This window comes from Comamonas sp. BIGb0124 (genome assembly GCF_003752175.1).
In the GTDB taxonomy this organism is placed as follows: domain Bacteria; phylum Pseudomonadota; class Gammaproteobacteria; order Burkholderiales; family Burkholderiaceae_C; genus Comamonas_F.
The window spans coordinates 72,713-95,476 of sequence record NZ_RJVF01000013.1 but is presented as its reverse complement, the minus strand read 5'-3'; the positions used below and the strand labels follow the sequence as shown (position 1 = coordinate 95,476).

Annotated in this window: 21 protein-coding genes; 10 read left to right on the top strand and 11 right to left on the bottom strand. The window is 63.8% G+C overall.

Annotated features, from left to right (window positions below):
* Nucleotides 1-123 precede the first annotated feature (123 nt).
* Nucleotides 124-1,347, top strand: a complete 1,224-nt coding sequence (locus EC845_RS16805) for an MFS transporter (protein WP_199739830.1) — start codon at nucleotides 124-126, stop codon at nucleotides 1,345-1,347.
* A gap of 40 nt (nucleotides 1,348-1,387) precedes the next feature.
* The gene (locus EC845_RS16800; RefSeq protein WP_123299517.1) at nucleotides 1,388-2,485 is read left to right on the top strand and encodes an alkene reductase; all 1,098 of its coding nucleotides are present in this window, start codon (nucleotides 1,388-1,390) and stop codon (nucleotides 2,483-2,485) included.
* Between the two features lie 152 nt (nucleotides 2,486-2,637).
* On the opposite strand, the gene EC845_RS16795 is transcribed toward EC845_RS16800, so the two are convergent.
* Nucleotides 2,638-3,165, bottom strand: a complete 528-nt coding sequence (locus tag EC845_RS16795) for an AAA family ATPase (RefSeq protein ID WP_123299291.1) — start codon at nucleotides 3,163-3,165, stop codon at nucleotides 2,638-2,640.
* A gap of 205 nt (nucleotides 3,166-3,370) precedes the next feature.
* Between EC845_RS16795 and EC845_RS16790 the strand changes: the two genes are divergently transcribed.
* The 6 genes from EC845_RS16790 to EC845_RS16765 all read left to right on the top strand — a co-directional run bounded on the left by EC845_RS16790 (nucleotide 3,371) and on the right by EC845_RS16765 (nucleotide 10,687).
* Nucleotides 3,371-3,901 (top strand): sigma-70 family RNA polymerase sigma factor, encoded by a 531-nt coding sequence (locus EC845_RS16790; RefSeq protein ID WP_123299290.1) that lies wholly within the window; start codon nucleotides 3,371-3,373, stop codon nucleotides 3,899-3,901.
* A 7-nt stretch (nucleotides 3,902-3,908) separates the two neighbouring features.
* Nucleotides 3,909-4,904, top strand: a complete 996-nt coding sequence (locus EC845_RS16785) for a FecR domain-containing protein (protein ID WP_233598127.1) — start codon at nucleotides 3,909-3,911, stop codon at nucleotides 4,902-4,904.
* Nucleotides 4,905-5,030: 126 nt separating this feature from the next.
* A complete protein-coding gene (locus tag EC845_RS16780) occupies nucleotides 5,031-7,499 on the top strand; it encodes a TonB-dependent siderophore receptor (protein WP_123299515.1) in 2,469 nt (822 codons plus the stop codon).
* Nucleotides 7,500-7,631: 132 nt separating this feature from the next.
* A complete protein-coding gene (locus EC845_RS16775; RefSeq protein ID WP_123299289.1) occupies nucleotides 7,632-8,300 on the top strand; it encodes a TetR/AcrR family transcriptional regulator in 669 nt (222 codons plus the stop codon).
* A gap of 128 nt (nucleotides 8,301-8,428) precedes the next feature.
* Nucleotides 8,429-9,784, top strand: coding sequence for an MFS transporter (locus tag EC845_RS16770; RefSeq protein WP_123299288.1), 1,356 nt, complete (start codon nucleotides 8,429-8,431; stop codon nucleotides 9,782-9,784).
* A gap of 3 nt (nucleotides 9,785-9,787) precedes the next feature.
* A complete protein-coding gene (locus EC845_RS16765; RefSeq protein ID WP_123299287.1) occupies nucleotides 9,788-10,687 on the top strand; it encodes an SMP-30/gluconolactonase/LRE family protein in 900 nt (299 codons plus the stop codon).
* A 43-nt stretch (nucleotides 10,688-10,730) separates the two neighbouring features.
* Here EC845_RS16765 and EC845_RS16760 read toward each other — a convergent pair whose 3' ends face one another.
* Together EC845_RS16760 and EC845_RS16755 are read right to left on the bottom strand one after the other, a co-directional pair.
* The gene (locus EC845_RS16760; RefSeq protein ID WP_233598126.1) at nucleotides 10,731-11,873 is read right to left on the bottom strand and encodes a Fic family protein; all 1,143 of its coding nucleotides are present in this window, start codon (nucleotides 11,871-11,873) and stop codon (nucleotides 10,731-10,733) included.
* 378 nt (nucleotides 11,874-12,251) lie between these two features.
* Complete coding sequence (locus EC845_RS16755; protein WP_123299285.1) at nucleotides 12,252-12,755, bottom strand: hypothetical protein; 504 nt, start codon at nucleotides 12,753-12,755, stop codon at nucleotides 12,252-12,254.
* A gap of 486 nt (nucleotides 12,756-13,241) precedes the next feature.
* On the opposite strand from EC845_RS16755, the gene EC845_RS16750 reads away from it, so the two are divergent.
* Both EC845_RS16750 and EC845_RS16745 read left to right on the top strand, forming a co-directional pair.
* Nucleotides 13,242-14,186, top strand: a complete 945-nt coding sequence (locus EC845_RS16750; RefSeq protein ID WP_123299284.1) for a hypothetical protein — start codon at nucleotides 13,242-13,244, stop codon at nucleotides 14,184-14,186.
* Between the two features lie 60 nt (nucleotides 14,187-14,246).
* A complete protein-coding gene (locus EC845_RS16745; protein WP_123299283.1) occupies nucleotides 14,247-14,510 on the top strand; it encodes a VF530 family DNA-binding protein in 264 nt (87 codons plus the stop codon).
* A 126-nt stretch (nucleotides 14,511-14,636) separates the two neighbouring features.
* Here the strand turns inward: EC845_RS16745 and EC845_RS16740 are convergent, their stop codons facing one another.
* The 8 genes from EC845_RS16740 to EC845_RS16705 all read right to left on the bottom strand — a co-directional run bounded on the left by EC845_RS16740 (nucleotide 14,637) and on the right by EC845_RS16705 (nucleotide 22,565).
* A complete protein-coding gene (locus EC845_RS16740; RefSeq protein WP_123299282.1) occupies nucleotides 14,637-16,796 on the bottom strand; it encodes a hypothetical protein in 2,160 nt (719 codons plus the stop codon).
* Nucleotides 16,797-16,994: 198 nt separating this feature from the next.
* Nucleotides 16,995-17,780, bottom strand: a complete 786-nt coding sequence (locus tag EC845_RS16735; protein ID WP_233598125.1) for an alpha/beta fold hydrolase — start codon at nucleotides 17,778-17,780, stop codon at nucleotides 16,995-16,997.
* A 56-nt stretch (nucleotides 17,781-17,836) separates the two neighbouring features.
* Complete coding sequence (locus EC845_RS16730) at nucleotides 17,837-18,523, bottom strand: GntR family transcriptional regulator (RefSeq protein WP_123299280.1); 687 nt, start codon at nucleotides 18,521-18,523, stop codon at nucleotides 17,837-17,839.
* A gap of 35 nt (nucleotides 18,524-18,558) precedes the next feature.
* Nucleotides 18,559-19,224: an amino acid ABC transporter permease gene (locus EC845_RS16725; RefSeq protein ID WP_123299279.1), complete on the bottom strand. Its 666-nt coding sequence runs from the start codon at nucleotides 19,222-19,224 to the stop codon at nucleotides 18,559-18,561.
* Nucleotides 19,225-19,236: 12 nt separating this feature from the next.
* Nucleotides 19,237-19,914 (bottom strand): amino acid ABC transporter permease, encoded by a 678-nt coding sequence (locus tag EC845_RS16720; protein ID WP_123299278.1) that lies wholly within the window; start codon nucleotides 19,912-19,914, stop codon nucleotides 19,237-19,239.
* A 25-nt stretch (nucleotides 19,915-19,939) separates the two neighbouring features.
* On the bottom strand, nucleotides 19,940-20,785 hold the full coding sequence (locus EC845_RS16715; protein WP_123299277.1) for a transporter substrate-binding domain-containing protein: 846 nt from the start codon (nucleotides 20,783-20,785) through the stop codon (nucleotides 19,940-19,942).
* Between the two features lie 37 nt (nucleotides 20,786-20,822).
* Nucleotides 20,823-21,773 carry an aminotransferase class IV gene (locus EC845_RS16710; protein WP_123299276.1) on the bottom strand — a complete coding sequence of 317 codons (951 nt, stop codon included), beginning with the start codon at nucleotides 21,771-21,773 and terminating at the stop codon, nucleotides 20,823-20,825.
* Nucleotides 21,774-21,794: 21 nt separating this feature from the next.
* Entirely contained in the window at nucleotides 21,795-22,565 is a 771-nt protein-coding gene (locus tag EC845_RS16705) for an amino acid ABC transporter ATP-binding protein (RefSeq protein ID WP_123299275.1), read from the bottom strand.
* Nucleotides 22,566-22,764: the final 199 nt, after the last annotated feature.

Genomic DNA, 22,764 nt, shown 5'->3' with positions numbered 1-22,764 from the left:
CGTGGTCGTGATGCGAGTGCGGATCATATTAAAGCAATATTTGAAGATGCCTGCATGTTTTAGCCTCTTTTTCCAATGAGGTCATTCTTGGATCATCGCTACATCTCTTCAAGGACCCCTACCGTGACCTCCATCGCCTCTTCTTCCTCGCCCCGCATGCCTTTGGCTGTCTGGGTTCTGACACTGGCTGCATTTGCCATCGGCACTGCAGAGTTCGTGATTGCCGGCATCCTGCTGCAAGTCGCCCAATCGCTGGGTATCAGCGACGGCGCCGCCGGCAACCTCATCACCGCCTATGCGCTGGCCATCGTGCTGGGCGGCCCGGTGCTGACCATCTACCTCGCCCGCTTCGATCGCAAGCGAGTGCTGATCGGCCTGATGGTGCTGTTCACCATCGGCAACCTCGTGTCGGCCCTGACCCACGACTACACCGTGCTGCTGGTGAGCCGGGTCATCACGGGCCTGGCCCAGGGGCCGTTCTACGGCATCGGTGCCGTCGTCGCCACCCGCATGGTGTCGCAGAGCATGGCGGGCCGTGCGGTCGGCCAGATGTTCGCCGGTCTGACCCTGGCCAATGTGCTCGGCGTGCCTGCCGGCGCCTTCATCGGCAATGCGTATGGCTGGTCTGCCACCTTCTGGGTCGTGGCCGCGCTGGGTGTCGTGGCCATTGCCGCCATCGCTGCGCTGGTGCCGCACATCGCTTCCGAAAAAGTCGAATCGGTGGCCGGCCAGTTGAGCGCCTTCCGCAATCCCCAACTGTGGCTCAGTCTCGCCATTACGATGTTCGGTTGGACCGGCTTCATGACCTTCTACGGCTACATCGCCCCGGTGGCGCAGCATGTGGTGGGTCTGACGCCCCAAGGTGTCACCGGCCTGCTCGCTGCGGTCGGCCTGGGCCTGGTGGCCGGCAATGCCATCGGTGGCCGTGCCGCCGACGCCAATCTGCGCAAGGCGCTGTTCGGCGGTGTCCTCGCCATGATCGTCTCGCTGCTGATCGTGGGCTTTTCCACCGGCCACATCGTCACCTTCGTGATCGCTTCCATGGTCTTCGGCGTCGCGTCTTTTGCCAACGTGCCCCCCATGCAGATGCGGGTGATGCAAAACGCCGGCAACGCGCCCGAACTGGCAGCCACGGCCAACATCTCGGCCTTCAACATCGCCAATGCCCTGGGCGGCATCATCGGCGGCTTTGCGGTGGACCACGCGTCCATCGGTGCATCGAGTGTGCCGTTTCTCGCCGCCGGCGTGCCGCTGATCGGCCTGGTGCTGATCGCCTTCGCCGAACGCAAGAAGAAGGCGGCCCTGCCGATGGCCGCCGTGCAGCCCCAGGCTTCCCAGCCGGTTTGAAGCCCGATCCCGAAACCCACCGAACGAAAGAGCCGCCATGATGTCGACCTCGTCCCTGTTCCACCCCCTGCAGCTCGGCCCGCTGCAGTTGCCCAACCGTATCGTGATGGCGCCGATGACCCGCAGCCGCAGCAGCCAGCCCGGTGACGTGCCCAACGATTTGATGGCCCGCTACTACGCCCAGCGCGCCAGCGCCGGCCTGATCGTCTCGGAAGCGACGCCGGTCTCGCGCCAGGGCCAGGGCTACAGTTTCACGCCCGGCATCTACAGCGAGGAGCAGGTGGCCGGCTGGCGCCGGGTGACCGATGCCGTGCACGCCGCCGGCGGCCGCATGGTCGTGCAACTCTGGCATGTGGGCCGCATGTCGCACGCCAGCTTCCAGCCCGATGGCGTGCCGGTGGCGCCCTCTGCGCTGTCGCCCGACGCGCAGGTCTGGGTGGTGGGCGAGGACGGTGTCGGCCGCATGGTCGATTGCCCGTTGCCGCGCGCGATGACCGTCGACGACATTCGTGCCGTGGTCGGCGACTTTCGCCGGGCTGCAGCCAACGCCATGCGGGCCGGGTTCGACGGTGTCGAGATCCACGGCGGCAACGGTTACCTGCTCGACCAGTTCCTGCGGACCACCTCCAACCACCGCACGGACGACTATGGCCGCAGCATCGCCAATCGCACCCGCTTCGTCGAAGAGGTGGTGGCCGCCGTGGCCAGCGAGGCCGGTGTCGAGCGCACGGGCATCCGCCTGGCGCCCTTCATCACGCAGCGCAACATGAACTGCCCCGAGATCATCCCGACGATCCTGTCGCTGGCCAAGAAGCTCGATGAAATGGGACTGGCCTACATCCATCTGGCCGAAGCCGACTGGGACGATGCGCCGGCGATTCCCGAGGTCTTCCGTCACGCGTTGCGCCAGACCTACAAGGGCCGCGTGATCGTCGCCGGCAAGTACGACGCCGGGCGCGCCGAGCGCATCCTGAACCAGGGCCTGGCCGATCTGGTGGCTTTTGGCCGGCCCTTCGTCGCCAACCCCGATCTGCCGGCCCGCTATGCCGCCAAGCTGCCCCTGGCCGAGCTCGATCCGCAGTCGCTTTTCGGCGGCGATGCCCGCGGTTATACCGACTACGGGGTTTACGCCGGCTGAACGGCCGGCATGCAGAACCGGGCCCGGATCGGCCCGGGGCGACGGCAAAGCCTGCCCCCGGCGTTCAAGCATCATGGGCGCCCCTTTGGGGACTCGACAGCGTGGTGCGCCTGGATCTGAACGCGTTGTGAGGGCAGGGGCCCCTGCCGCAGTCAGGCCGCAGAGGCCGCCGGCAAGCCGTTCAGATAGGCCTCGATCTGTCGGGTACCGCGCAGGTGGATCACAGGAACCTGCGGACCTTGCTTCGAACGCGCCGCCTCGATGCCTGCGCGGTAATCGCGATCGAAAGTCCAGACGTACTTCAGAAAAGTCAGGAACGACCGGTCGAGTTTCTCGCGGCAGCCTGCAGGGAGATCCGGGCGAGGGCGGTTCGACAGGCTGCGCACGAGCACACGCCGCAGGCAGGTCGCTGTCGGCGTATCGAGCCAGATGATCAGGTCGGCACGAGGCAGGCGCAGATCGAAGGTGCGCCGGGCATAGTTGCCCTCGCATATCCAGGTCTCGCTGGCCACCGCCGCACGCACCCGTGCACGGAAGCGATCGGCTTCGGGCTCGATCCAGCCAGGCTCCCAGAACAAGGTGTCCAGATGCACGACCGGCAGCCCCAGGCGCTGGCCGAGGGCGCGGGCCAAAGTGGACTTTCCACTGCCCGCATTGCCCAGAATCACAATCCGTTGCATGGAACCTTCCTGTCGCGAAAAAAGTCGGCGATTCTGCCGGTTTTTGCGGGTCTGTCAACGCCGCAACGGCCCGTCGTTGCGAGGGGATGGCGTGCGTGTCGTCATCGCCGCTGCCGAACACGGCCAAACACCTTGCCAGAGCTCGTTACAATTGGGAATTACTCTTATTCAATGGGCGTGCACGATCTGCCGCTCCAGGAGCCCTATGCCTACCTCGCCTGGTCTGACCGGACACAACGTCGCTGCGCTCTACAGCGAGCATCACCGCTGGCTTCAGAGTTGGATCAAACGCAAGCTCGGCAACGCCTTCGATGCAGCGGACCTGGCTCAGGACACGTTCACCCGCATGCTGACGCATCCGGCGTTCCAGCCCGAGCACACCGATGCCGAGAAAGTGCGGGAGCCTCGGGCCTACATCCTGACCATCGCCTACAGGTTGGTGATCAATCACCAGCGGCGCCAGTCCCTCGAGCAGGCTTACCTGGCTGCGCTCGCCATCCTGCCCGAGCCGATGGCGCCGTCGCCGGAGCATCAGCTCATCATTCGGCAGACGCTGCAGGAAATCGATGCGATGCTGTCGGGCATCGCGCCGAAGGCCCGTGCCGTTTTTGTGATGTCGCAGGTCGAGGGCTTGAGCTACGACGAGATCGCCGCCCAGCTCGAACTGAGCTCGCGCACCGTGAAGCGCTACATGGCCCAGGCCATGGCGGAATGCATCGTGGCGACAGGCGAATGAAGTGTCGATGACCCCGATGCGTGCCGAAGAAAAGAACACGCCGCCCGTCAGCCGCCGTGCCGCGGTCGAAGCGGCCGAGTGGTTTGTCACCCTCAGCGATAGCGGTACCTCGGCTCATGAGCGGCACGGTTTCGAGACCTGGCTGGCCCGCTCCGAAGAACACCGCCTGGCCTGGGAACGTGCCACGCAGATCAGCGCCAAGGCGGGCGGCCTGCCATCGGCCATCGCCGTGCCCGTGCTGACGCGGCGCCAATCTGCCGTCAGCAAGCGGGCCGCCGTTCAGGCGCTGGCGGTGCTCATCGTCGGTGTGCCGGCCGGGTGGATGGCCTGGCAGAGCGGCTCCCTGCAGCATCGGCTCGCCACGTTTGCCACCGCGACCGGAGAACGTCGCCAGTGGACACTCGCCGACGGAGGCCGGGTCACGCTCGACACCGGCAGCGCGGTCGATGTCGAATATGGACCCGCAATCCGGCTGCTGAGACTCCACGCCGGAGCCATCTACATCGAGACCGCCGCGGATACGGATGCGGCCAACCGGCCCTTTGTCGTACAGACCGACCACGGCCGTGTGCGGGCCATCGGGACACGTTTCACGGTGCGCCAGGATGCCCGGCGCAGCCGCGTCGCCGTGACGCAAGGCGCGGTCGAGGTCTCGCTGGCCGACGGCTCGGACAGCCGCCGAATCGAGGCCGGCAACGAGGTGTCGTTCAACGCCAGCGCCCTGATGCCGACCGCGACGGCCGCGGCCGGGTCGGTGCAGTGGGCACGGGGCATTCTGGCCGTCGAGAACATGCGCCTGGACGAGTTCGCCGCGGAGCTGGCGCGCTACCGTCCCGGCATCGTGCGATGCGACCCGGCCGTGGCCCACCTTCGCATCACCGGCGCTTTCCAGCTCAACGATACCGAGGCCGTGCTGCTCAACGTCATCCACCTGCTGCCGGTGGACGTGGTTTACCGAACGCGGTACTGGGCAACCCTGGTTCCCCGGGCGCAATCCACCTGAGGCTCGCCCGGTTTCGCCTCGTTGCAAGAAAAATTTCAGACCCGTGTCCCTTTTCGAGGGTGTTGCGTGTCTTCTTCTATGAAGACTTTTTTCAACAACCGACACCGCTCGAGGGAACACTCCAACATGGCTACTCAGCCCGCCGTCCATGCCTGGCCGCATGCACGTACCAACACCCGCCCCAGCCCCAGGCTGACCCAGACAGCCTTCGCCGTGCTGCTGACCCTCGGTGCATCGATCGCGCTGCCGGCCCCGGCCCGGGCGCAGACGGCACCGTCGTCGGTACAGGATGCGGCCAAGCCGTTTCAAGTGGCCGGTGGCAACCTGTCGGACGCGCTCATCGCCTTCGCGGCCGATGCCGGCGTGACCGTCAGCGCCGCGCCCGAGCTGATTCGCGGCAAGACGACCGGTGGCGTGCAGGGCCGGCACGCCGTGACGGCTGCCCTGCAGCGCCTGCTCGCCGGCACGGGCCTTCAGGCTCATGCGGTGTCCGACGGCAGTTTTGTGCTGCGCGCGGCATCCGGCGACTTATCCGGTGCGCCATTGCCCCTGTCCCGCGAGGTGACGCTCGGCTCTGTCACCGTCACCGCTGCGGCCGATGGCGGGGTCACCGAGGGCACCGGCAGCTACACGCAGACGGGGCCCAGCGGCACGGCAACCGGGCTGGCACTGACACTGCGCGAGACACCGCAATCGGTGACCGTCATGACGCGCCAGCGCATGGAAGACTTCAAGCTTGAAACCCTCGCCGACGTACTCGACCAGACTCCCGGCGTGGCGATCGACCGGCAGGGCGATGCCAACAACATCCTGATCCGCGGATCGTCGGCCAACCTGCAGGTCGACGGCATGCGCCTGCTGTCGAGCGGCTGGCAAACCGACTCCCAGAAACTCTATTCGATGGACGATCTGGTCGAGTACGACCGGGTCGAAGTGCTCAAGGGATCGTCCGGCCTGATCAACGGCGACGGCGCTTACGGCGGCACCATCAATCTGGTCCGCAAGAAACCCACCGCCGATTTCAAGGCCCATGTCACGGCCGGCGCCGGCAGCTGGAACAACTACCGTGCCAGCGGGGACGTCAGCGGCGCGTTGAACGACGGCAAGACGCTGCGCGGCCGACTCGTCGTCGCGGCCGCAGACGGCGAGGGCTTCCGGGATGGCGTCAAACACAACAACAAGACGTTCTATGGCGTGGTCGAGGCCGATGTCACGCCCGACACCGTCGTCAGCGCCGGCCTTTCGTGGCGCGAGCGCGACTACTACGGCGCAGGCGATACCTCGATGATCCAGGCCTACACCGCATCCGGCCAGTACCTCGGCCTTCAGCCCCGATCCTTCAACGTCGGTGCGCCGTGGTCGGGCTACAAGCAGACATCGCGGACGCTGTTCGGCAGCATCGAGCAGAAGCTGGGCGGCGGTTGGAAACTCAGCCTGCGCGGCAGCAGCGAGCAGACCCGGACCCCGGGCGAGATGGGCATCTGGTGGACGGTCAACCCGCAGGCCATCGACGTCGCACAGACACGGAGCTACGAGAATCGCAACCGGAGTTTTGCCCTCGATGTCAAAGGACCGGTTGAACTGTTCGGCCGCACGCACGAGCTGCTGGCCGGTGTCGATGCGCAGCGTGCGACGAGCGAGAAGTTCTCGGCGTCGAGCCGGCTGTCGAACCTCGGGCTGGACTATGCCGACGGCGGCGGTGCCATCGTGCGCCCCGATCTCGACAGCCTGGCTGTCGGCAACCACAGCCGCTTCAGCTCGGACCGTCGGTCGGTCTACGCCGCCGGCCACTTCAGCCTCGCCGATCCGGTCAAGCTGATCGGCGGCGCCCGGGTCACCAACTACCGGCAGTACGACGTCACGCCCTACGCCTGGAGCAACTACGACCTGAAGGAAAACGGCGTGCTCACGCCCTACGGCGGCCTGGTCATCGATGTCCATCGCAACGTGTCGATCTACGGCAGCTATGCCAGCATCTTCAATGTGCAGAGCTCGCGCGATGCGCAGGGACGGACGCTCGATCCGGAAGAGGGCGTCACCTATGAACTGGGCACCAAAGGCGAGTTCCTGGACGGCCGTCTCAATGCCAGCCTGGCGCATTTCTGGATGAAGACCCGCAACACGGCCGAAGCCACCGGCGACAGCTTCTCGGACGGCACGGCGATCTACCGGGCCGTCTCCGAAGCCACGCGCCGAGGCTACGAGCTCGAACTCTCCGGGCAGCTCACGCCTTCGTGGCAACTGCAGGGCAGCTACGTCGTGAACGACAGCAGCCTCACCAGTGCCAGCACCAGCCCGCGCAAGCAGTTCAAGCTGGCCAGCACCTATCGCCTGGACGGCATGCTGAGCGGGCTGACCCTTGGCGCCGCAACGCGCTGGCAGAGCAGCGCCAACGCCGGTGTGCTCAAACAATCGTCGTTCTGGCTGCTCGACCTGATGGCACGGTACCAGGTCACCCCCAAGCTGAGCGTGTCGGCCAACGTCAACAACCTGTTCGACAAGGCCTACTTTTCGGGCATGAGAGATTTTGGGCGCATCCAGTACACCTGGGGCGCACCCCGAAGCTTCAACCTCGGCGTTCGCTACGACTTCTGACCCGCGCGGGAAAGACCCGCGTTCACAGCGCGCTGCGTGAACCTTGAACAGCTCGTGGATCAGGGTTTACGCTAGCGGCCTGCATTGAACCAAACGGTACACTCATTGGACTAAATAGTTCAATGTGTACCCATGACCCAGCCTGTTCCTCCTGCACCTGCTGCGCCGCCGGCCGTCAACCGGCGAGCCAAGGTCAACCCCGAGGCCAACCGCCAGGACATCCTGCGCGTGGCCACCGAGGAATTCGCCTTGCACGGCCTGTCGGGGGCCCGCGTCGACGAGATCGCGCGGCGCACCGACTGCAGCAAACGGCTCATCTACTACTACTTCACCGACAAGGAAGGGCTGTATCTCAAGGTGCTCGAGAACAGCTACCAGACCATCCGCAGCATCGAGCGCGATGTGCACTTCGACGAGTACCCCCCGGTCGAAGCCATGACGCGGCTCGTCGAGTTCCGCTTCGATCACCACATGAACATCGAGTACTTCGTGCGGCTGATCATGATCGAGAACATCCACAACGCGCAGTACCTGGCCAAGTCCAGCGTGGTTCAGGATGTCAACCGGCAGGCGGTCAGCGTCATCCAGCGCATCTACGACCGCGGTCAGCGCGAAGGCCTCTTCAGGCCGGGGCTCGATGCCCTGCACATCCACTGGCAGGTCAGCGCCCTGAGCTTCTTCAACGTCTCGAACCGCGCCACGTTCTCGCTGCTTTTCCGATGCGACATGGCCGCGCCCGACACCGTCCAGTCGCTGCGCCGGCAAGCCGCCGAGTCCGTGCTGCGCTACATGCAGACCTGATCTTGCAGCCCTGACCTGACCTGACCTGACCACGCCACGCCGCATTGCATTGCATTGCATCGCTTTCGCCGCATTCCCGCCATCAAAGACAAGCCGGTACCCCCGGCGCTACAACCACAAGGCCATCCATGAGTACCACTACCCCCCTTGCACAAGAGCCCTCCGGGCGGCCCGCCGAGGCCGACGGCGCGCAGACGGCCGCCGCCAAGCCCACCCGTGCGCGCTTCGGCATCCTGGCCCTGCTGGCCACCGGCACCATGATCAACTACCTCGATCGCACGGTGCTGGGCATTGCCGCCCCCTCGCTGTCGCAGGATCTGGGGCTGTCGCCGGCCATGCTGGGCATCGTGTTTTCGGCTTTTGCGTGGACCTATGCGGCAGCGCAGATTCCGGGCGGTGTGTTCCTCGATCGTTTCGGCAACAAGCTCACGTACTTTCTGAGCATCACCTTCTGGTCGCTGTTCACCCTGCTGCAGGGCTTTGCCACCGGCCTCTACAGCCTGCTGGCCATGCGGCTGGGCCTGGGCGTGGCCGAAGCACCTTGTTTTCCCACCAACAGCCGTGTCGTGAGCACCTGGTTTCCGCAGAAAGAGCGGGCCCGTGCCACGGGGATCTACACCGTGGGCGAGTACATCGGCCTGGCATTCTTCAGCCCCTTGCTGTTCCTCATCATGGGCCTTTACGGCTGGCAGACCCTGTTCATCCTGGTGGGCGCAGCCGGCATCGTGTTCGGCGCGGTGTGGTGGCTCTGCTACCGCGAACCCGGTGAAAGCCGCTGGGCCAACCGGGCCGAGCTCGACTACATCAAGGCCGGCGGCGGCGCAGCCGACCAGGCCAGCATCAGCGTGCCGTTCTCCTGGAAGAACGTGCGCATGCTGCTCTCGCACCGCCAGATCTGGGGTGCCAGCCTGGGCCAGTTCGCCGGCAACGCCACACTGGTGTTCTTTGTGACCTGGTTTCCCACCTACCTCGCCACCGAACGCCACATGCCGTGGGTGAAGGTCGGTTTCTTTGCGATCCTTCCGTTCGTGGCGGCCGGCGTCGGCGTGATGTTCGGCGGATGGCTTTCGGACAAGCTGCTGAGCCGCACCGGATCGGCCAACATCGCACGCAAGCTGCCCATCGTCACCGGCCTGCTGATGGCCTCGATGATCGTCGGTGCCAACTACGTGGACAGCGACGCGATGGTCATCGCCATTCTTTCGCTCGCATTCTTTGGCCAGGGCATGGTGGGCCTGGGCTGGGTGGTGGTCGCCGACATCGCACCGCCCAAGCTCATGGGCCTCACCGGCGGCATCTACAGCTTCATGACCAACCTCTCCGGCATCACCACACCGCTGGTGATCGGCTTCATCGTCGCGGCCACCGGCTCGTTCGTGTGGGCGCTGGCATTCATGGCCATCCTCGCCGTGCTGGGCGCACTGTCGTACATCTTCCTGCTCGGCGACGTCAAACGCATCGAAGTCGAGCCCGTACTCTCCTGAACCATGACACCCCATTCCATCTCTGCCGATCTGCGCTGCGTCTTCAACGGGCGCGATCAACTCGGTGAAACACCCCTCTGGTGCCCGCGAAGCCGCCGGATCTGGTGGATCGACATCGAGCAGCCCCAACTGCATGCCTACGACGAGCGGACCGGGCGGCACGAGGTCTTCGACTTTCGCGACCGGGCCAGTTTTCTGGGCAGCCTGGCCCTGCATCGCCAGGGCGGTTTTCTGATCGCGCTCGACACCACGCTCTACCGCTTCGATCCGGCCGACGGCACGCTCGACAAGATCGTCGAGATCGAGCCCGCCAGCGCCGGCACCCGCCTCAACGACGGCCGCTGCGATCATCAGGGGCGCTTCTGGGTCGGCACCATGGATGCCGCCATCGAGAAACCGCTGGGCAGCCTGTACTGCGTCGAGCCCGATGGCACGGCACGGCGCTACTTCGGCGACATCATCGTCAGCAACTCGATCGCCACATCGCCCGACGACAGCACCCTGTATGTCTCGGACACCCGCCGCTACAAGCTCTGGGCCTTCGACCTCGACGCCCGCACGGCAGAGATCAGCGGCCAGCGCGTGTTCGTCGACTACGAAACCCTCGCCCCGGGCCGGCCCGACGGCGCCTGCGTCGACGCCGAAGGGTATGTCTGGAACGCCGTCTACGCCGGCAGCCGGGTCGTCCGCTACAGCCCCCAGGGCGAGGTCGACCGCGTGATCCACCTGCCCACCACCAACCCCACCTGCGTGTGTTTCGGCGGCGACGACCTCGGCACCCTCTACATCTCGACCGCCACCAAAGCCATCGCCCCCGAGATCTTTGCCAACGAGCCCTGGTCTGGCGCGCTGCTGTCGATCAGGCCGGGCGTGAAGGGGCTGCCGGAGCCGATGTTCGGGTAGGGTATGCGGTGACCCGGTTGGCTTCGGGAGGCATGTGGCAGATTCAGTCCACCAGCGTGGAGGCCGCCTCGGGATAGAGATTGGGGAACAGGATGGATAGCGAGTTCAAAGGAAAAGCAATTGCCAGCGGTGCCTTGTGGCTTTCGCTGATCAGAACGCCATCCGAGATGAGGCGGGAGATGGCTTTGCGTGCGGTGCGGTCTTCGAGACCCATCATGCGGATGAAATCGCCGCGCTCGATCGGGCCGGCTATGGCTGTCATCTGCAAGGGCAAGACGGCCTCCTGTCGATAGCCCGAAGCCGAGCCGTGTCTTGCATTTTCAAACAAGACGTAATGGGCAATTCGCTCTTTCAACCCATTGATGTCCAGCATGCGCGACATGAAATCAACCTGATCCTCGCACACGCCGATGAAGTAGTCGCACCATTCCAGAAGCGCTGCCTGGCTTAGATTGCCACGCCCATCCAGATCGCCGCGACGGGGTTCGTCGGCTGAATCCAAATGGGCGTAATAATCGTTTTGACGACGCGCCAAGCCCCGATTCACCGACCACAGGCCGCCGCTGATGAATGACAAGGCGCAGTGTGTCTGGAGCCTGACGGCACGGCCGTTGCCATCTAGAAATGGGTGGGTCCAGGCTGCGCGATGATGCGCGCAGGCAATGTTGATCAGTACCTCGTCCATGCCTTGCAACCGCCCATAGACCTGATCCATTCTTGTCAGAAAACGAGGCAGCGAGCCATGTGAAGGAGGGATATGCCGCCCGACGCGGACTTCTTTGTTTCGAAGCTGCCCAGGTTCGACGACTTGACCTTCATCGGTCTGACGCTCGGCAGGTTGCAGGCGCTCATACAAGGCCGCATGCGCCCGGATCAAGAAGGCGGAGCTCAGTGCCTGCGCCTCGCTCTCTACCGTGCCTTCGAGCTCGCGCTCTGCTTCGATGTGGGCCAAGGCCAGCCGCTGTCGCCGCGCCGTATCGGGCTTGTCGGAAAAATGCTGCCGCAACGCACCCGCGATGTTCGCCGGATGAGTCGCCTGGCCTTCGATTCGGTTGGAGTAGTACGAGTTCATCTCCCGCACCAGTTCCCGGAGGGCCTCGTGTGCAGGTGCGCTCACCACACCCTTGAGCGCCATTGACCGCTCAAACACGCCACGTGTACGCGCGATAAGCGGTTCGAGTTTCACGGCGGGAAGCAGTGGCTCGAACTGGTGAGGAGAGTCGTAAAGCTGAACTTTAGATGGCATTGATTTTCCGGTTTAAATTCCGGTTGATCATATCGGTATGTATATGAGTATGAAAGGGATTTTCGTATATTTTCTGAAATATTTCCTGTAGATTTTCCGGATGTTTTTCCGGTTCGAAGTGCCTGCCTGTCCAGGCTCTGTACAGAGCTCCCAGCGTTCTTGGCATTGCTCCGGGTCTGACTGTTCTCGTTCTGGGGTGACCGCGTTAGCTCATTGAACTGAACCACCATCGATCGGTCACGTGACCGAGCATGTCGCCCGCCCGGGCAACCCGAGCAGGCGACTTTTGCCAAGTCGACCCCTCAGGCTCCATCCACGCTACAGCCTCGTTACCGACGCCTCGTTCGTGGGACGTGTCTCCAGCGCAAACAGGCCCTGGTACCGAACCCCTTCGCCGCTGTCCGGGCTCATCAAGGCAAGCGCGCGGTCGATGCAGTCACGCGCCGCATCGATTGCGCTGCTCATCACGGCGTCCGACGCAGCGCTGCCCTTCTCGGTTGTCGCCGTCATGACCTCGAGGCTGGCCAGGATGCCGGCGGCCTGCCTGATTTCTTCCTGCGCAGCGCCCGACATCGGATGCACGCCGTGCTGCGAGTAGGTGACCACACGATCGGCCACTTTGGCCGCGTGCTGGATCATGGTGATGACGTGTCCCTGTGCCTGTAGCAAGGCATCCTCTTCGGCGCCTTCGAAGAAATGACCGATCACGAACAGCGTGCCGGTGAGGCGGTTCAGATCGGCCTCGATCAGGGCGCAGAGATCGTTGTCGGGGAACGGCTGTGCATCGGGCTCAGTGCGCCGAGGGTGGGTCGAGCGGGTCATGCGGCACCTCCCTTGCGGAGGGCGTGTGTAGCCAGCGTGGCACCGTCGTGGGCGCAGATGTGCCGTTGACAGGAGGGGAGGGGGCGGCCCAGTGGGGGTGTGAACGGCGCAGCGCGGCGGCTGGCCAGGGTGGTGACGGATTGCGTCATGTGCGGCTCCTTGACGAGCCTCGCTTACGGGGAGGGGGTACCGCTTGGCATGAGGTGTTTTCAAGCACCCTCCCTTTCGGGATGCGCGGATTGTGGCATGGGCTGGGGCGGCGGGCAACAGAGGCGATGTGGAGTCAGGTCCGAACGATTCTTCAGCCGAAGCCGGCGTGGGCTCGGATGGGTTGGTTTGGGGCCGACATTGCTACGATGTCTGCATTTCGCCAGAAGCGGACTGTCGCTGAGTTTCAGACAAGGATTCAACGCATCCGCGAGACTCGTTACAGCCGACAGCGCTGTCGCTGTATCAACCCAGTCTGTTTCACACCCGCTGAACCCAATGATCATGTTGAGAAAAATGGCCTGCGCCCTGTCTGCATTGTTGATTGGCGGATGCTCAACCCACACCGATCAGAGCATTTCAAGAACGAAGGCCGCAGGCAGCGTGCTCGGTAGCGAGACTTCCTATTTCTGCCAGCACGCCAGTTATGCCACGAACGACAGCGTCTATCGGGGAGGGCAGGTGTTGTCCCATCTTCTGGGATTCTGGACGGCGCAACAGGTCGCTTTGGTCAGATTCAAACCCTTGTCCGAAAACGAGTTTTCAACGGAATATTGGGATAAGAATCTGAAAGTCGTCGACTCTCGTCATTACGTGAGGGGTGTGGATTATCAGGTGGAAAGCGATGGCACGTTGGACATCAAGACCTCATCGCGATGCGCGGGAGGTGACAGTCCCGGACTCGGCTGCACCTGGAGCAAGATCAGACTCTTTACCGATCCAACGGGCCGTCTGGCCGTGATACAGGAGACGGGTGGCGCAGGGATCGCCGGAATCGTTCCCGTTGCTTCGAGCTCGAAGTATCTCTCGCTTTTCCCCCCGATTGCTGTTTCCGATGGATCGTTGCCGGAAAATCTGGCCAGATGCCCTGAGAGCAGAGCGTCAAAAGTCGAGGCCGAAATGAAGCGGCAAAAGGTCGAGCCGACCTTCGTGGTTGGCGACGTGATTGTTCCCTATCGTCGCTACGACCCAGCCAGGAAAGAGGTCGTGTTGGGGCCGCGGGAAGACCTCGAGGGCACTAAATGGCGGGTCAAAGATATTTCTGGTCAATATGTGCGAGTCGAACTCATTGAAGGTGAATACAAACCCCGCTATTTGAACGGTGTCGTCCATCGGGCTGGCGCGTACTCGACCCAGTTCGGCTCATCCGATGGCTACAAGGCGGCCAAGCCGTACGCTGGCGATCATGGGCAGGTCTTCGAGGAGTTCAGGAAGGACGACTGATCGTCCGGAATTGCATCGCCCCATCCAGGCCACGCCCGCCATCACCGGGCAAAATACCGCATGCAAGAAAATCCGCCCTCCATCCCCCAGCCGCAAAACCCGCTCCACGGCGTGACGCTCGAAGCCATCGTTCGGGCACTGGAGGCCCGTTATGGGTGGGCCGATCTCGCGGTTCGGATCCCGGTGCGCTGTTTTTCGCATGACCCGAGCGTCAACTCCAGCCTCAAGTTCTTGCGCAAGACGCCGTGGGCACGAGAGAAGGTCGAAAGCCTTTACCTGTTCATGCTGCGGGAAGAAAAACGCATGCAGCGTCATCCCGGTTGAGCGTTGCCGGCCAAGCTCGGGTGAGCTTGGCCGGGCATCGCGAGCCATGCCCCATCAAATCGGACATTCAGCAAAGGGGGCAGAGAAACAGGCCCGCGCTTTTGTCGTCCGGCTCGACCCCGGTGTTTATACCGGGACCGGTGAAGCCTGTGCCAGCACCACCGATTGACCCACCCCGACGCCATTCGGCCAGTAGAGCAGGGTGTCGGCCTGGCTGCCTTTTTGCCATTTGCTGAACCACTCTTCCCACAGCTTGTTCAGGTCGCCCGGAATCATGTTGTGGCCGCGTCCGTAGCATTGGCCCCAGACGAACAGGGGCAGGCCGTTGCGGGTCCAGGTGTAGGTCTTGTAGCGATTGGTGGTTTCGGTGGGCTTGAGCAGCAGGTTGATGGAGGTGTTCTGGGGAATGAGGCTGGCCGTGATGCCGTCTTTCAAGGCATAGGTGGGCGCGGCCATTTCCTCGGTCAGGGTCTTGCCGATCAAGCGGTCGAGCCAGTAGTTCTGGACGTTGGTGGTCCAGGCGAATTGCGAGTTCTGCGAACCGCGCCAGTCGCCGGCAGCCAGGGGGCCCACCTTCATCGGCCAGTAGTCGTATTCGCCGTAGATGGCATAGACCGGAATCAGCTTGGTGGATGCGCCTGCAGCCGGGTTCACCCACGTCCCCGACGTAATGCCGAAGGCGGCAAAGGTCGCGACCAAGGTCGCGTCCCGGGCAAAACCGGTGGTCGCGCCGCCGCCCGCCGAGTGGCCATACACATACAGGCGGCTCGGGTCGGCGGCCACGCCCAGGCTCAGGCAGTCCTGCTTGACCAGTCCGACCAGATCCGTGAGGTAGGGTGTGGTGGTCGTGTCGTAGGTCACGGCAATGAAGCCATGCTTTTCTGCCGCGGCCTTGATGTCGGTGGCTTCGAAAAACACAAAGGCCGTCTGGCCCGCGCCGTGGGTGGCAAACAAGACCGGCGCGGGTTTGTTCAGGCTGTAGTTTTTCTTGACGCTGTCGGGGATGTAGACGATGTAGGTCTGCTGGGTGGTGCTGCCGCTCCACGCATGGTTCTTGAAAACCATGTTGCCGGTCGAGACGGCTTTTTCGTAATCCAGGCGCTGGGTGATGTAGTGGCCATAGACGGTGTTGTTGTCATAACCGCTGTACTGGCTCAAGAAACGATAGACGTTCTGGGTGATCGCCGGGTCGTTCAGCGCCACGCTGCCCGTGAAGGTCGCGGTCTGGGCCAAGACGTCGGTATCGGCCGTGGCGAGCGCATTCGAGATCTGTTTCTCTTGCCAGTAGATCTGCCCATACGCATCGTCGGTGACGGACAGAAAGCCCGAGTCGTTGACCCCTGCCCAGTAAGAGAGCAGCGAGGCCGAGGTGTTGCCCACGAACCAGGTCGGAATGGGAATGTCCCGGTAGTACTGGGCCGCAAAGGTGCGCTGCTGGGTCACCGGGTTGTTGTTGATGTCCAGGTAGCCGGTGAAATCCATGTGGTTCGGCTGACGGGTCGCGCCGACCTGCGTGTTGCCGGCGGCCGTGAGCAGGGCGTTGTAGCTGCCGTCCGCCGTGGCTTCCAGATAGACCTGGCTGATCATCGACAGCGGGTTGTTGGCCGCATAGAGCTGCAGGGGGGCCGCACCCGCGCCGTAGCCCACCACATAGTGGTAGGTGAATGCCGAGTAATGCGCGCCGCTGCTCACCAGGGTGGCCATGGCGGCGGTGACATAGTCCAGCTCGGTCTTCACGTCGCCCCATTTGCCGCTGCTGTCCGGCTTCATGATCAGCAGGCACGCCAGGCTGTCATCCGCGATATCGAACCAGCCGGCATCGCCGAGGAACTCGTTGCTGGTCACGCCCGCCGGCAGCGTGATGCCGATCCAGAATTCGCGCTGACGTGCGCCCTTGGGGATATAGACCTCGATCTCGCGGTTCACGCCCAGCGAGGTGACAGACCAGGTGAAGTAGCCGTTCTTGCGCTGATAGCTGCCGATGGTGGCGGGTTGCGCTTCGGTGTCGGTGATGGGGGTGGCGACGGGGTAGACCTTGGGTTCGGTCGGATTCGTCGGGTTGGTCGGATCGGTGGGGTTGGTGGGATTGGTCGGGTCGGTCGATGGGTTGTCGTCACCGCCGCTGCCGCCGCAGGCTGCCAGCGACAGGGTGGACAACAGCAAGGTGTGTACGCCCAGAAGCTTGCCGAAATCCCGGCGCTGTAGTTTTCCGGGCACCAGTCCGCCTTTTTCTGCAGTCACCAGACTCTGGGTCGATTCGACTTCGACATTGCGTTTTTCCGCCATGTTTGCCTCTAATTTTTAGTTCGTTGATAAAAGGATTTCCACCGTCGGAACTGGCCGTCGACACGCATGAAAGTCAACTAACCATTTCGTTCATGGGCGATCCTATGCGGGTGGAAAGGTTTTCGTTTTTGGTGAAAACACCTACGGGGTGCGTGCGGCGGGTGGTGCGCGATCAGCGACAGCGACCCGAAGTAGCGGCTACGCCGCGATGGATCCGACAAATTCCTGCACCATCGCCAGCACGACATCCGCCTGCTCTCGATGCGGCACATGCCCGCAGCCTGCGAGCAGCGCCAGCCGGCGCGGTTCTCCCCGGCTCAGCGAGACGATCGTTTCGGGGTGGCGTGCGGATCCATACGCGTCGTGGTCGCCGTGAATCGCCAGCACCGGGCAGTGCACGTGCGGCAAGGTCTGGGCCAGCGACCAATCCCTGAAAGCGGGGGCGAGCCACGTGTCGATCCAGGCGCTGACGACCCATGGGGCCTTGTCGCCGTGGTAGCGGGCCAGTCGCTGCATCTGGCTCTCGTCGGCGAAGGCGATTCGGGCGTCTTCGATGCCTTTGATCGTCCGGTCTTCGACAAAGGCTTGTGCCGATTCCGTGATCAGCCCGACACAATCGGTACCGAAAGCCGCTGCGCATTCGACGGCCATGCCGCCGCCGACGCTGTGGCCGAAGGCGATGAAGGCATCGATGTTCCAGGCTGTGCGGACGGCATCGAAGTGCGCTGTTTCGCCGGCGATGAAGCCGCGTTCGAGCTGGGCTCGGGACGGGGCGGATTGGCCGAAACCCAGTCGGTCATAAGCCACGACCTGCCGGCCGGTCGCCTGGGCCAGGCGGCCGGGAAAATCTCGCCACAACGCGACGCTGCCCAGCGAGTCGTGAAACAGCACGATGGGTGCACGGCGTGCAGTGGGCGGGGTGCCGGGCATCCAGGCCGCGGAGTGGAGTGGGCCGCTTCCGGTTTCGACTCGTTTTTCGTGCACCGATGTTCTCCTTGGCAAGTCCTGCGGATTCACCCTGAACACGCGCTGCCATCTTGCTATCGAGGCGTGGCGGTTGGCAAGCCGCTTTCGAACTGGATCGTCGCCAGGCCCCGGTCGAGGTGGGTGTTCAGTTCGGCCAGCATGTCGTCGAGACTGTCGCCCAGGGCACACTCGAGAAAGCGCCGATGGTTGGCCTCGAAATCGACTTTCGGTGCATGCGCGATCTGGCAGATGGCAAAGCCGAGCTGGATTTTCTGGGTCATCTGCTGCCAGAACGCCGGCATCAGATGGTTGCCGCAGGTCTCGAAGACCAGGCCGTGGAAATGCGCCTCGGAGCGGATCTGCTCGGCCAGATTGCCGCTGGAGACAGCATCGATCATCAGGTCGAAACGGTTCCGGAGTTCGTCGCGGAAGGCCGCGTGGCGGTTGGGCCAGATCCGGCTGTAGGCCTGGGCTTCCAGCATGCGGCGGATCTCGTAGACGTCCTTCAGCACGGCGGCGTTCACTTCCGTGACATAGGTGCCGGCGTAGGGGCGATTGACGGCGAGGCCGCTTTCGATCAGCTCGCGGATGGCTTCCCGCAGCAGTCCGCGGCTGACCGCCAGCTCGGAGGCCAGCCGGCTTTCGACCAGTTGTGTGCCCGGCGCGATCAATCCGGAAAGAATCGCGCGGCGCAGGGCTTCGGCGACATGGTCGCGGCGCGTCAGGTTGGGAACTGGGGCGAGTTTGGGAAGACTGCTCATGGTGTGGCGGCGATTATCACAGGGCGGTGCCGCACTCAGGTCCGCAGGGCGTATCGTTTTTCGAGCCGCGATGCGAGGTAGGAACCGGGGTAGATCAGCAGGAAATAGATGATGCCGACCGCCGTCAGGATCTCGAGCGGCCGGTAGAACGCCGCCGACAGGGCACGGCCCTGGTACATGAGTTCCTGCACGGCGATGACCGAGGCGATCGAGGTGTTCTTGGCCAGTTCGATGCCCCGGTTGGTGAAGGCCGGCAGCATGCGGGCCAGCACCTGGGGAACGACGATGCGGCGCATCAGTTGAGTGCGGCTCATGCCGAGCGCACGCCCGCCTTCCCACTGGCCGCTGGGCAACGAGGCGATGCCGCCGCGGAAGATTTCAGAGCAGTAGGCCGATGCATTCAGGATCAGGCCGCACAGGGCCGCCATCACCGGGCTGAGCTGCTGGCCGGTGAGGATGGGGAAGGCGTAGAAGAACCAGATCAGCTGGATCAGCACCGGGGTGTTGCGGAACACCTCGACATAACAGCGGCCGGCGCCGACGGCGATTCTGTTCCTCGAGCCGGTGGCCAGCGACAGGGCCAGGCCCAGTGCCATCGAAACGGGAAAAGCGATGGCCCAGAGCAGGGCGGTCATGCCGACGCCTTTGAGCAGGGCCGGATAGTTTTGCAGGACGGCGGAAAAATCCCAGGAAAAGTCCATGAGGCGCCTCGGTTAGCGGATGGCGTGCCGCGGCAGGGAGAAACGTTTCTCCACGGCGTGCGCGCACAGGCTCAGGGTCAGCAGCGTGACGAAGAAGATCGCGGCCACGAAGGTGTAGACCTCCAGCGGCCGGAAGGTGATGGAGTTGACCTGCATGGCCAGGTAGATCAGGTCGGAGTAGGCGAGCGTCGAGGCCAGTGCCGTGGTCTTGATCAGCTCGAACGAGCGCTCCATGAACGGCGCGAGCATGCGCTGCAGGGCCTGCGGCAGGACGATGCGCCGCAGGACCGCGACCGGCTTCATGCCGATGGCGCGTGCGCCCTCCCACTGCCCGCGTTCGACCGAGGTCACGCCGCCGCGGAACACTTCGGCATAGAACGCGCCGGATTGCGTCGACAGGGCGATGATGGCGGCGGCGTAGGGCTCGAGGCTCACGCCCAGCACGACGGGCAGGGCGTAGAAGGCCCAGAAGAAGTGGACCAGCGGCGGTGTGTTGCGGTAGAACTCGGTCCACCACAGCGCCGGGTACGCCAGCCACCGCACCTTGGATAAGCGCATCGTGGCCAGCACGGCCCCGATCAGGATGCCCGCCAGGATGGCGACCACCGCAATCCGCAGCGTACCGAGCGCACCGTCCAGAAACATCTGCCGGTAGGCCCAGACTGCAGCGAAGTCCCAGTCGTAGTTCATGGCTGGCCTGCTTGCGCTGTGCGCGTTACTTTTCCAGGGATTCCTTGGTCACGCCCGGCAGCTTGTCCGGATCGAGGCCCTTGGTGCGAAGGTATTGGCCGTACAGGGCCTGGGTCTTGCCGGACTCGTACAGCTGCTTGAACTGGGCGTCGAGCATGTCGCGAAAACCGGTGTCCTGTTCCTTGCGGATGCCGGCGCTGGTGGCGATGGCGACCGTGGGCTGCGGGATCTGCACCGAACCCTTGCGGATCTTGGAATAGGCGATGGTGAGCACGGCGTGATAGAAAACGACGGCGTCCACACGGCCGGCATTGAATGCCGCCACGGTCTCGTCGGTGTTGGTGAAGCGCTCGATCTTGGCGTTCGGCAGGCGTTTGGTCACATCGCGATCCGAAGCCGTTCCGAGGGCGACGCCGATGCGGATGTCCGGCTTGTCGAGGTCGGCCCAGTTCTTGGCCACCAGGCCGTCCTTGGCCAGGATGCCCTGGGCGTACCACAGCAGCGGATTCGCCGGGAAGTCGATGGCGCGTTTGCGTTCCTCGGTGGCGTCGAGCACAAACATCACGTCGATCTGGCCGGACTGCAGTGCGGCCACGCTGTTGGCCCATGTCGTTTCCACGGGCACCATCTTGACGCCGATGTTCTGGGCGATCTGCTGACCGATCAGCACACCGACGCCGCTCCATTGGCCCGTGGCCGGATCGCGGTAGTACCAGGGGTCGCCGGCGGCCACGCCGATCCGGAACTCTCCGGTCTGCTTGACCTTTTGCAGGGTCTGGGCCTGGGCGGGTGACGAGGCCAGGGCTCCCAGGCACACGGCGCCGGCGAGGAGTGCGCGGCCCGTGGCCGCGAAACGTGAAATGAAGGTCATGAGGAGGATCTCCGGATCGAGTCGAACGGTCTTGGAATCAGGCAGAAAAAGACGCGGCCTGTGGCGCGGTGATGTCGTCCTGGTACAGGGCTGCCAGGCGCTGGGTCAGGGCGCCCATGCCCTGGGTCGGCAGAGTGCGGCCGTCGACGATCGACACCGGGGTGATACCGCCCAGAGTGCCGGTGACGAAGGCTTCGTCGGCCGTGTACACCTGGGCCAGCGTGAAGTCGTCCTCGCGCACGGCAATGCCGGCTTCGCGGGCCAGCCGCACCACGGTGGCCCGTGTGATGCCGTTGAAGCAGTAGCGGCCGGACGAGGTCCACAGCTCGCCCTTGCGCACGATGAAGAAATTGGTCGAGTTGCAGCTCGAGACAAAGCCGTTCGGGTCCAGCATCAGCGCCTCGTCCGCGCCGGCGTTGATCGCCTGGATCAGGGCCTGGATGAGGTTCAACCGGCTGTGCGAGTTGAGGTGCAGGTCGAAGACGTCCGGCGCGCTGCAGCGGATGGCCGATGTGTGCAGTTTCAGGCCGCCGGTCTTCTTGCTTTCCGGATCGACGACCTTGTGCTCGGCCACGCAGACGACGGTGGCCTTGCCGATGATGAAGCGCGGATCCTGGTTGGGCGTCTTCTTGATGCCCCGCGTGACCATCAGGCGTGCGTGGGCACCGTCGTGCATGCCGTTGACCCGGAAGGTCTCGGTGATCACGTCCTTGAGCTGCTGCCGGTCGAGGCCGATGTCCAGCACGATCGAGCGGGCGCCTTCTAGCAGGCGGTCGATGTGGGCGTCGAACGACACGATGCGTCCGTTGACGAGGCGCACGCCTTCCCACACGCCGTCGCCGCAGACGTAACCCGCGTCGAACACCGAGACACGGGCCTGCGAACGCGGCACGAACTCGCCGTTGACATGGACCAGGACATGCTCGTTGCGGTCGTCGGCCTGGTAGGCCTGCGAGCTGGTTTTCGATGCTTGGGCGGAGAATTGCATGATGGTTCAGGCCAATGGGGGTCAGAAACTGAAGGCGGTGAATTTTTCGAGGAAACGCTGGGTGCGTTCCTTCTTCGGGTGCTTGAGCACCTCGTCGGGCGTGCCCGTCTCGTAGAGCTGGCCGTCGGCCAGGAACAGCACCTTGTTGGCGTAGTGATAGGCAAAGCCCAGTTCGTGCGTGACCAGCAGCATGGTCCGGCCGTCCTGCGCCAGGTCCTTGATCACGTTGAGCACTTCGCCCACCAGCTCGGGGTCGAGCGACGAGGTGGGCTCGTCGAACAGCAGCACTTCGGGATCCATGGCCAGCGCGCGGGCAATGGCGACACGCTGCTGCTGCCCGCCCGAGAGCTGGGCCGGATAGGCGTCGGCCTTGCTCTCCAGGCCGACCTTGCCGAGTTCGGCCATGGCGCGGTCGCGTGCCGTCCGGGCCTCGATGCCCAGCACGGTGGTCAGGCCTTCCATGACGTTCTGCAGCGCCGTCATGTGCGGGAACAGATTGAATTGCTGGAACACCATGCCGACGCGCTGCCGCACGGCAGCCAGTTCGTTCTGCGTGTAACGCATGCCACGGTCGGTCGGGCGTCCGATGGTCTTGCCCTTGAGCGCGATCTGGCCCTCGCTCGGCGTTTCCATGAAGTTGAGGCAACGCAGAAGCGTGCTCTTGCCCGAGCCGCTGGAGCCCAGGATGGCGACACGGTCGCCGGCCTGGACGTCGAAGTCGATGCCGCGCAACACGTGGTTGTCGCCAAACCGCTTGTGCAGACCGCTGATGCGAATGATGGGTTGATCCATGGGAACGTCGGAGTGAAACGATCGGTGATGTTGTTCGATTGTTCGACAATCGACAATCTGGTTTTCACCAAGCAGTAACTGTGCCACCGGTTCGGTTGCCGGTGGGTCCGCTGCTTCATCGTTTTTCTTCTGCTCTTATCCGCTTTGCTCATTTGCAAACTCGGCGGCTATGCGTCATATCGGGGCGTTTCTCGCAACT